Origin of the sequence: Sphaerisporangium sp. NPDC051011, assembly GCF_040653595.1 — a bacterium.
In the GTDB taxonomy this organism is placed as follows: domain Bacteria; phylum Actinomycetota; class Actinomycetes; order Streptosporangiales; family Streptosporangiaceae; genus Sphaerisporangium.
Map to the genome: position 1 here is coordinate 1 of NZ_JBFAGG010000041.1, position 9,079 is coordinate 9,079.

The 9,079-nt window shown below is 68.7% G+C and carries 9 protein-coding genes; 7 read left to right on the top strand and 2 right to left on the bottom strand.

The window, feature by feature from the left end; genetic code table 11:
• Positions 1 to 569: 569 nt before the first annotated feature.
• Positions 570 to 1,142 carry a DUF1707 domain-containing protein gene (locus tag AB0H21_RS40780; RefSeq protein ID WP_358527443.1) on the top strand — a complete coding sequence of 191 codons (573 nt, stop codon included), beginning with the start codon at positions 570 to 572 and terminating at the stop codon, positions 1,140 to 1,142.
• 34 nt (positions 1,143 to 1,176) lie between these two features.
• Positions 1,177 to 1,326: a vitamin B12 dependent-methionine synthase activation domain-containing protein gene (locus tag AB0H21_RS40785; RefSeq protein WP_358527446.1), complete on the top strand. Its 150-nt coding sequence runs from the start codon at positions 1,177 to 1,179 to the stop codon at positions 1,324 to 1,326.
• A gap of 142 nt (positions 1,327 to 1,468) precedes the next feature.
• On the opposite strand, the gene AB0H21_RS40790 is transcribed toward AB0H21_RS40785, so the two are convergent.
• Positions 1,469 to 1,912: a helix-turn-helix domain-containing protein gene (locus tag AB0H21_RS40790; protein ID WP_358527448.1), complete on the bottom strand. Its 444-nt coding sequence runs from the start codon at positions 1,910 to 1,912 to the stop codon at positions 1,469 to 1,471.
• 130 nt (positions 1,913 to 2,042) lie between these two features.
• Between AB0H21_RS40790 and AB0H21_RS40795 the strand changes: the two genes are divergently transcribed.
• The 3 genes from AB0H21_RS40795 (at position 2,043) to AB0H21_RS40805 (ending at position 5,268) form a co-directional block, all read left to right on the top strand.
• On the top strand, positions 2,043 to 2,915 hold the full coding sequence (locus AB0H21_RS40795; protein WP_358527450.1) for an aldo/keto reductase family oxidoreductase: 873 nt from the start codon (positions 2,043 to 2,045) through the stop codon (positions 2,913 to 2,915).
• 200 nt (positions 2,916 to 3,115) lie between these two features.
• Positions 3,116 to 4,135: an alpha/beta hydrolase gene (locus tag AB0H21_RS40800; protein WP_358527451.1), complete on the top strand. Its 1,020-nt coding sequence runs from the start codon at positions 3,116 to 3,118 to the stop codon at positions 4,133 to 4,135.
• A 341-nt stretch (positions 4,136 to 4,476) separates the two neighbouring features.
• Complete coding sequence (locus tag AB0H21_RS40805) at positions 4,477 to 5,268, top strand: hypothetical protein (RefSeq protein ID WP_358527454.1); 792 nt, start codon at positions 4,477 to 4,479, stop codon at positions 5,266 to 5,268.
• Positions 5,269 to 5,440: 172 nt separating this feature from the next.
• Here AB0H21_RS40805 and AB0H21_RS40810 read toward each other — a convergent pair whose 3' ends face one another.
• Entirely contained in the window at positions 5,441 to 6,565 is a 1,125-nt protein-coding gene (locus AB0H21_RS40810; protein ID WP_358527457.1) for a methyltransferase domain-containing protein, read from the bottom strand.
• A 623-nt stretch (positions 6,566 to 7,188) separates the two neighbouring features.
• Here AB0H21_RS40810 and AB0H21_RS40815 point away from each other — a divergent pair.
• Positions 7,189 to 7,740 carry a hypothetical protein gene (locus AB0H21_RS40815; RefSeq protein ID WP_358527458.1) on the top strand — a complete coding sequence of 184 codons (552 nt, stop codon included), beginning with the start codon at positions 7,189 to 7,191 and terminating at the stop codon, positions 7,738 to 7,740.
• Between the two features lie 111 nt (positions 7,741 to 7,851).
• Positions 7,852 to 8,943 carry a mannose-6-phosphate isomerase, class I gene (gene manA, locus AB0H21_RS40820; protein WP_358527461.1) on the top strand — a complete coding sequence of 364 codons (1,092 nt, stop codon included), beginning with the start codon at positions 7,852 to 7,854 and terminating at the stop codon, positions 8,941 to 8,943.
• Positions 8,944 to 9,079: the final 136 nt, after the last annotated feature.

Here is a 9,079-nt window from a genome sequence, read left to right on the forward strand (position 1 = left end):
CGCGACCCGGCCTCCCGGGCTGGCGCCCGGTTCTCGTGCGCCAGCCCGGGATGCGGGTGGACCGGGCATGCCGACACCAACGCCGCGATCAACATTCGCAACGCCGCAGGGACTGTGGTGTCAGGACGTGGAGACCTCGGGGCTGCCCGGTCTGTGAAGCGTCAACCCCCGCGCGCCGCTTGACCACGACGCGACGGGAGAACCTCCAGCCTTCACTTCAGGCCGGAGAGGAGTTCAATAGAGAGGCTCCAAGCCGGAGGGCTTGGGGCGGCTAAGACGGCCGGGGTGGCTCAGGTCTGTCGTGGTCGCGGGCGATCGAAGATCCAGGTTTCGTTGCTCACCCTGGCTCACTGGAGAATGGGGTTGCTCCTATGTCGTACGGCCGGTGCTTCTACCAGTGGCGCGAAAAGCGGTACTTTACGGCCATACACTCAGTCCCGTGACTCCAGGATGTGTCGTCCTCGCGAAGATCACATATGGTGCGTCGGCTCACAACCCCTGTCTGCCGGGCCGGCCGAGTTCAGGGCCTTTCGCCGCACGGTGCCTTCATACGCTTCTAGGGGGACGCGATGATCGACCGCCAGCACGTGCGCGCAGGGGATGATGACCGCGAGCGAGTCGCCGAGCAGCTCAGGATCGCCGTCAGCGAGGGACGGATCGACATTGAGGAGCTCACCGAGCGGATCGACCGCACCTACGCGGCACGCACCCTAGGCGAGCTGGATCAGGTGGTGGCCGACCTGCCGCAGTCCTCATCCGCCCTCGTCTCCGGTGGTGAGGTCGCCGGAGCCGAGCTCCGGCTGCACACGATCAGCGGGAAGCTCCGCCAGGAGGGCGGCTGGCGGGTGCCGCCGCGCATCAGCGCCCGCGCCGGGCGGCGCGGCCGGGTGCGCATCGACTTCACCACGGCCGACTGCCCCCACCGCGAGGTCGTCGTCGACGTGGAGGTCACCTCCTGGTTCGGCGACATCGTCATCGTGGTGCCGCGCGGCTGGAGGGTGGACGACAGGGAGGTCGTCAGGCGGTCCATGGGGTCCGTCCACAACCGCCCCCGGGGCCCACTGGCGTCAGACGGCGTCACCGTGCGGCTCACCGGCTACGTGAAGACCGGTGATGTCTGGGTGCGCTACCGCCCGGCTTAGACAGTGCTCGTGACGACGGCTGCGTGCGCTGGCCTTGGCCGGGTACGCGCACCCCGCCTCGCGGTACTTCACCGTGGGCCGCATCGGCCGCGACCAGGCCGAGGACTACGCCAAGCGGCGCGGCGTCGACCTCGCCGAAATCGAACGCTGGCTCTGCCCCAACCTCGCCTACGACCCCGACTGACCGCAGCCCCCGCCCGCCCGCGAGTCCAGCCCCGCTGAGAGACAGGATTCGCGGGCGCGACGTGGCAGGGCATCGATCACCGAGGCCGCCAGTTGCATCCCTTGATCGATGCCCCCGTTGACGACCGTGCAGAGGGCTCCCTTCAGGCGACGCGGGTGTCGTAGGTCTCGCGGTTGGCAAGCACATCGTCCATGTGCACTTCGGCCCAGGCCTTGAGGCCGCGCATCATCTCGTACAGCGACAGGCCGAGATCGGTCAGCTCGTAGGAGACCGTGACAGGCACGGTCGGCGTCACGGTGCGGGTCACCAGGCCGTCGCGCTCCAGGGAGCGCAGTGTCTGGGTGAGCATCTTCTGGCTGACGCCGGCCAGCAGGCGCAGCAGCTCCGAGTAGCGCATCACCCGGGGCTCGCCGGCGCAGTCGGTGCCGGGCTGATGCGAGGCGTCGCTGCCGAGCGCGGCCAGGATCAGCGTGACCCATTTGTCGGAGATCCGGTCGAGCAGCTTGCGACTGGGACATGCCGCCACGAAGGCGTCGTACTCCACCTTGGCCTGTGCCCTCTGCTGGGCCGCCGTCATCGTCGCCATCGACCGCCCCTCTCCCCTCCGGGTGCCTTACGCACTCCGAAGTGCCTTCTTCCTACCAGGAAGCTACACACCAATGATGGTGCAAGGCGCCAACAGGCACCACCCCCTGGCTCAACACGAAAGGCAGAGCATGAGCACGCTCCCCGCCTCGCTTCCCGGCGGTACCTGGACCCTGGGCGACCTGACCGTCACCCGGTTCGGCTACGGCGCCATGCAGCTCGCGGGCCCCTGGGTCATGGGCCCGCCTGCCGACCGCGACGGCGCACTCGCCGTCCTCCGTGAGGCCGTCGGCCTCGGCATCACCCACATCGACACCGCCGACGCCTACGGGCCGCACATCACCAACCATCTGATCCGCGAAGCGCTGCACCCGTACCTTGACTCGCTGCACATCGTGACCAAGGTCGGCGCGACCCGGGACCAGGAGGGAGGCTGGCCCCCGGCCCGGCGACCCGAAGACCTGCGCCGGTTCATCAATGAGAACCTGGAGAACCTCGGCCTCGAGACGCTGGACGTGGTCAACCTCCGCCTCGGCGACGCCCAGGGCCCCCAGCCCGGCTCGCTCGCCGAGGCGTTCGAAACACTCGTCGAAATCCAGCAGCAGGGCCTGATCCGGCACCTCGGCGTCAGCAACGCGACGCCGGAACAGGTCGCCGAGGCGCAGACGATAGCGCCCATCGTGTGCGTGCAGAACATGTACAACCTCGCCCACCGCCACGACGACGAGCTGATCGACGAGCTCGCCGAGCAGGGCATCGCCTACGTGCCCTTCTTTCCGCTCGGCGGCTTCACTCCGCTGCAGTCCTCGGCGCTCACGGCCGTAGCCTCCCGGCTGGACGCGACGCCGATGTCGGTCGCCCTGGCCTGGCTGCTGCGGCGGTCGCCGAACATCCTGCTGATCCCCGGCACCTCGTCGGTGGCGCACCTGCGCGAGAACGTCGCGGGCGCGGGACTCTCGCTCTCCGACGAGGATCTCGCCGAACTGGACAAGATCGGCCGCTGACGGCGGTATTACGCCACCCGGCCTCACCGGTTTCCCCGCGCCCCGTTCCCGGCCCCGGAGCACACGGACTGGACGTTGCAGAAGCGGGCTGCGAACTCCAGGGGAGCATTGACCAGACCCTTAGGGAGTATGTCCGCGTCTTTAGTTGAAATAGAAAAATATAGGAGAATTTCGTGACTTGTCCTTCACTTCGGCGTCGCATGGTCCGGCGCACGGCTGCCGTAATTGCGTCCACTTCTGTCGTTGCTGTTGGCGTCTTCGCCGCATCGGGCTCGGCCGCCGCCACCAACGGATCTCAGGGCTTCAAGCGCCACACGATCACCGAGCAGGTCTCGCTGAGTGCCGGCGGCCAGGCAGACCAGACGCTGAGCGCCGTGGTCTACGAGCCGACGAGCCGGCCCGCCCGCGGGATCCAGGTCATGATTCCCGGCGTCACATACGACCACAGCTACTTCGACCTGAAGACCAGCCGCGGCTGGGTCTCGCAGGCCCGCCAGGCGGCCAAGGACGGCTGGATCGCGGTTGCCATCGACCGCCTGGGGACGGGCAACTCCAGCCACCCGCCCGCGGACAAGCTGAACGACACGGCCCACGTTCTCACCGTCCACAAACTCATCACCAGCCTCAAAGCCACTTACAAGGGGCTGCCCATCGCGCTGGTCGGCCACTCCCTGGGCAGCGCGATCGCGATCCAAGAAGCAGCAACCTACAAGGACGTCAACGCCGTCGTAGCGACCGGATTCTTCCACCACTCCGGTGTCGCCGGCGGACTGTTCGGCGCCCTGATCCAACCAGCGGCCGAAGACCCGAAGTTCGAGAAGCGCCCGGTGCCATCCGGCTACCTCACCACCCAGGACGGCTTGCGCCACCTGTTCTACTGGCCCTTCAACGCCGACCTGAGCACCGTCGAGGCCGATGACACGAACAAGCAGACCGCCACCATGGGAGAGATCGTCGACTTCCAGGCCGAGTCGAATAACGACGTCTTCGGCAAGCACGTCAGCGTCCCGGTCCTGTCGGTCATCGGCGGCCACGACACCTTCTTCTTCAACCCTGACCAACGCGACAAGGCCATCGCCGCGGAGCCCAAGTCCTACCCCGCCAGCCCCGACGCCGAAGTAGTAGCCATCCGCGACGCAGGACACGACCTGGCACTCCAACGCAACGCCGACACCACCACGGACACCATCGACCACTGGCTCGCCGGCAAACTCCGGTAAGTGAAAGCGCCGCCATAGGTGCTGGTGGGGAACTGAGAAGATGGGCCGTAGAAGTAGGCGCCGTTGCCGCCGTACGCATCCGTGGTGGCAGGGGCGTGCAGAGGCGGGCTGTCGGTGGCCGTGCTGAAGCCCACGCTCGCCCGCGAGCCGCGCCCGTACCCAGGAGACGCGGTTCGCCGGCGGCTGGGCACTGGAGCCTGTGGGCACGCTGCATTAGGAGTTCACTCCGGCCGGCATGACGGGTCGGCCGACTCGGGAGAACGACTGGGCCGCACACGTAAGCCCACGGGACCCGTGGGGATCAAGTGACAAGCGGCCGGGCGTGACAATAGGGTCTCGGCATGATGCATGAATCGTCCATATCCTCAAGCGATGTCGACGACTGGAAGCGGCAACTGGCCGGCGCCTTCGAGATCCTGCTCGACCGTCCGCTGTCGAGCTATGACCCCGAGGCCGTCTACGTCACATACTTGGGTGGCAACTTCATCGATGAGACCGGCTACAACCGGCATGGCACCTGGGTGCGCCCCGCTGCTCTGAGCGGAGCTGAACCGGTCGTCTGGGATTACCCCCCGTACGACCAGGGTGAACCGCCGCTGGTATTCGACGCGAGTGGATCGATCTTCGAATTCGCCAAGGCGGACTCCGGGCTTCCCCCGGAATTCGCCGCGGATCTGGATGAGGCATCCTTCTCGCAAGGACTCATCCGGGGTGCGGATCTGGCCCCCTTGCTGGTGCGGCATGAACTCGACCTCACCGGCCCGGAATGGCGCGACAAGTGGTACGTCTGCTACCCGCGGATCGCCTCGGACGGCACGCTCTTCGACGCGATGCGGGTCGCCGTCGGTATCGGTCACGGACCGGAAAGCCTGCTTCCCTTCGAGGCGGAGGCCACCGAGGAATGGGAGGAGGCACTTGCCGTGGTCGCGCATCCCGGACTCCGCGCACACCTGAGCTTCTTCTGCACCGGTGGGGAGGAAGGCCTGAGCTACCTCCAGGACGACAGATCAGGCGGCGGCATCCTGGTGGAGGAAGGCTGCTCGCTGATCGCCAACTGGGAGGAAGGACAGTGCCAGATCGAGTTCGCGGTCGTCCAGCTCAGTGATCTCGTGGCCGGGCCGCGCCTGTTCTGAGCAGACGGGCCGGCACGACAACCCGGCGACCGTTCTCTCGCCCAGCACGCGGACGTGGCACTGGTCCACCTGCGATCGCCGCCCCGGACGGCACGCCGCCGGGGACGCCGGGTTCGCTCCGGGTGAGCGCCTTCCACGCGTGACGGCCCGGTAGCGCGACAAGCGCGTCCATCTACCCGATGGGGCTGTCCGGCGAATCCAGCCAAACATGCCGGCCATCCCGCGTAACGGTCATTCCGAAGCGGTTGCGGCCAGGGCAGCCCCACTCCACCCACTTGAAGAAGGCCGCCTCCACCTCATCCCAGAGGTTGCGCTCCCCGTGCTGGCGGACCTCCCGTCCGGCGACCACGGCCAGCGAGGTACGGTCCCACAGCTGAACCGTCATGGACTCCTCGCCGAATTCGGTTTCCGACCAGGCCTCTGGGACCAGCGTGGCAATGACCACATCCGCGCCGAACCCCCCACGCATCACCCGGCGCGGATCGACGTCGGTCTCACTCAGCCGCCACCGGCCCGGCTCCACCTGAGGTTTGTCCGGATGCCGCTGATTGCGCGCCATCATGTAGGACGAGCCGCCGGAAAACCCACCGATGGCCGTCCCCTTGGCGGTGACGGTAAGCGCGATGTTGTGCCCCGGCTCGAAGGGCGGACTCCACGGCAGCACGATCACCCCGCCCGGCCGGGTCTGCTCCACCCAGGCATAGGGGATCTCATATACCCCGCAGGTGACGTGCACCCGATCATAGGGAGCCCCGTCCGCGAAGCCGAGCAGGCCGTCACCCCGCACCAGCCGGGGATCATGACCGGCGCGCTCGAGGTTCTCGGCCGCCGTGGCCAGGAGAACCTCGTCCATCTCGATGCTGGTCACGTTCCTGGCCCCGACCCGATGCGAGAGCAGCGCCGCCGTCCACCCGGTACCCGTGCCGACTTCCAACACCTTGTCTCCCGGATAGGGGGCTAGCAGGTCAAGGAACGACATCACCGCGCCAGGAGCCGACAGCGAGGAGGAGTACACCCGCCCCTCACCCTCGCGGACATCGGTCTCCCCGTCATCGATCTGCGTCACGATCGGGTGATCCGCGTAGGCCGCCTTCAGCCACCCTGCCGCGTCGGCCTCGTGGTCGATCACATGGCCCGGACGGTCGTACGGGCCCGACCAGGCCACCGGCGGCACGAACAGATGCCGGGGCGCGGCATGCATCGCTGCCCGCCACTCCTCGCCCATCTCCTCCCGCGCGATCAGCTCATCGGCCAGGGCATCGATCCGCGCTGCGATCGATATCCCTTCATCCGTCACTTCTTACCGCCCCCGCGCTTCCCGCCGCCCGTTCCCTGTCCGTCTTTCGTGTTTCCGGGCGCGACCTTGTCCCCCGGCTTAAAGGGCTTGTCCTTCTTCGGGTCGCCCTCGTGCTTTCCCCGGCTCTTTCCCCCGTGCATCGCCCCTCCATTTCCGATCACTATCGTTTGGCGTCGCATGGCTCGCCTGGTGAAGCCGTCCACGCTCTGCCGGCCGATCGTAACTCGATCTCCCCAGAGTTGTGACCCATTCAATAAATCCGCGCATGGAAATGTCCTTATCGGCCATTGCGCCACACCGGTTCTTTGGAGTCGACCCTCGTGTACTCCGGTACACGATCCTGCGAGTCGGAACTACTCACGCACCCCGAAGTGACGCCGTAGCACCAATTATCCCTGACATCGCTTTCGTGCGCATGGCAGCCGTTTTCATCGACTCAAGAGTTATGCGGTCATGGGTCTGAGTAAGCGTGATCTCCTCTGGGCGTCCCGGTGAACCCGGTGGACGCCGCCCTGCGGGGCGTCCTGCCCGCGGGCCGCCGCGCTCGGTGTGCGGAAGACGGAGTAGGGCTCCGGTTCAGGGGGCGTCGCCGGTCCGGCGGGAGGGTCTCTAGACTCGCCTCTATGCGGCGGCTCAGGAGCACGGTGGTCGTGGTGGCGGGGGAGCGGGCGGCCGAGACGGTCGCCGGCCTGGACGGCCTGCACAACGTGCGCGCGGTGCGGCGCGGCGAGCGGACGCCCGCCGAGATCACCGACGTGGTGGTGCGCGCGTCGGCCACGTACGTCGTGCACGACGCCGACCCGCTGGCCGAGGTCGGCGAGGCGTGGACGGGATTCTTCGACGAGGCGGCGCCGGTCGGCGGTCTGGAGGTCGCGATCGAGTCGACGCTGGCGGCCCTGCGTGCCGAGCGGCTCATCCTGCCGGACTACTACGTCGTCCTCGACCCCGACGACATGCCCGAGACGCGGCGCCACTGGTGGCTCGGCGTGCTCGCCGGCGCGGCACCGGCCCGCGTCGTCCCCTCCCCGGCCTCGGCGTCCGCCGTCACCCACACGCTCGGCAGCCTGTCGGCGGGCCGGTGGTGGCCCGCCGACCTGGAGGGCTGGCTGCGCGACCTGCCCCGGACGATCCCCGACCGCGCCGGTCTGGCCGCCGGTTCCACCGCCGGGCGCTAGTGCGTGTCATTTGTGACCATTTGTCATAGCAAATCCGGTTATATTAACCCTTCTGCCTCCGGGTCATGACCCCCGGCCGTAGCTGATCGACATCCGATCGAGGAGCCCACGTTGCACCTGCTCACCAACCCCCTGAAGGACTATGCCTGGGGGTCGCGCACGGACATCGCCGAGCTCACCGGCCGACCCGCGCCGTCCCCCGGCCCCGAGGCCGAGATGTGGCTCGGCGCCCACCCGGCCGGCCCCTCGCTGCTCGTCGGGGACGGCCGGTCGCTCGCCGACCTGATCGCCGACGACCCCGCCGCCGGGCTCGGCGCGGCGACGCTGGAGCGGCACGGCTCCCGCCTGCCCTTCCTGCTGAAGCTCATCGCCGTCGCGCGCCCGCTGTCCCTGCAGGTCCACCCGTCCGCCGAGCAGGCCGTGGACGGGCACGCCCGGGGCGTCTACGGCGACCCCTGGCCCAAGCCCGAACTGGTGTGCGCGCTGACGCCGTTCACCGCGCTCGCCGGCTTCCGCCCGGCCGACCAGGCGGCCATGCTGGTCGAGCGTCTCGGCGTCTCGGCGCTCAAGGACGTCGTCACGCTGCTCGCCTCCGGCTCCCCGCTCCAGGCGCTGGAGGCCCTGCTCGACGGGCGCGACATCGCCGAGCAGGTCGTCTGGGCCGCCTCGGCCGTCCATCAGCCGGACTACGCCCTGATCGTGAAGCTCGCCCGCTGCTACCCTGGCGACCCGGCATGCCTCGCGCCGCTCCTGCTCCGGCGGCACGAGCTCGCGCCGGGTCAGGCGCTGTTCCTCGGTGCCGGAGTGCTGCACTGCTACATCAAGGGCTTCGGCGTCGAGATCATGGGCAGCTCCGACAACGTGGTGCGCGCGGGCCTCACGTCCAAGCCGGTCGACGTGAAGGAGCTGCTGCGCATCACCCGCCCGGACGCGAGCCCGCTCGCGCTGGAGGCCGGCCCGGACGGCGCGTTCGGCAGCCCGTCGCCCGAGTTCCGCCTGCGGCGCGTCGCGGTGGACGGCGAGCTGCGCCTCGATGGCGGGCTGCCGCGCATCCTGCTGTGCGTGGAGGGCGGGCTGCGGGTCGACGACCTGCCGGTCGGCGCGGGCGAGTCGGTCTTCGTCCCCGCCGCCGACCCGGAGGTCACCCTCACCGGCTCCGGCATGGTCTTCGTCGCCGAACCCGGGCCGACGGCGGCCGCCTGACCCGCCCCCGCATGGTGCCCATGCATCGGCGGGTGACCGGTGCCCTCACCCTGCTGGCCGCTGTCGCGGAGTCGACCCGGCCGCGGCCGGTATCCGACCTGGCCAGAGAGACGGGAATCGGTGTGTCGACCGTCTC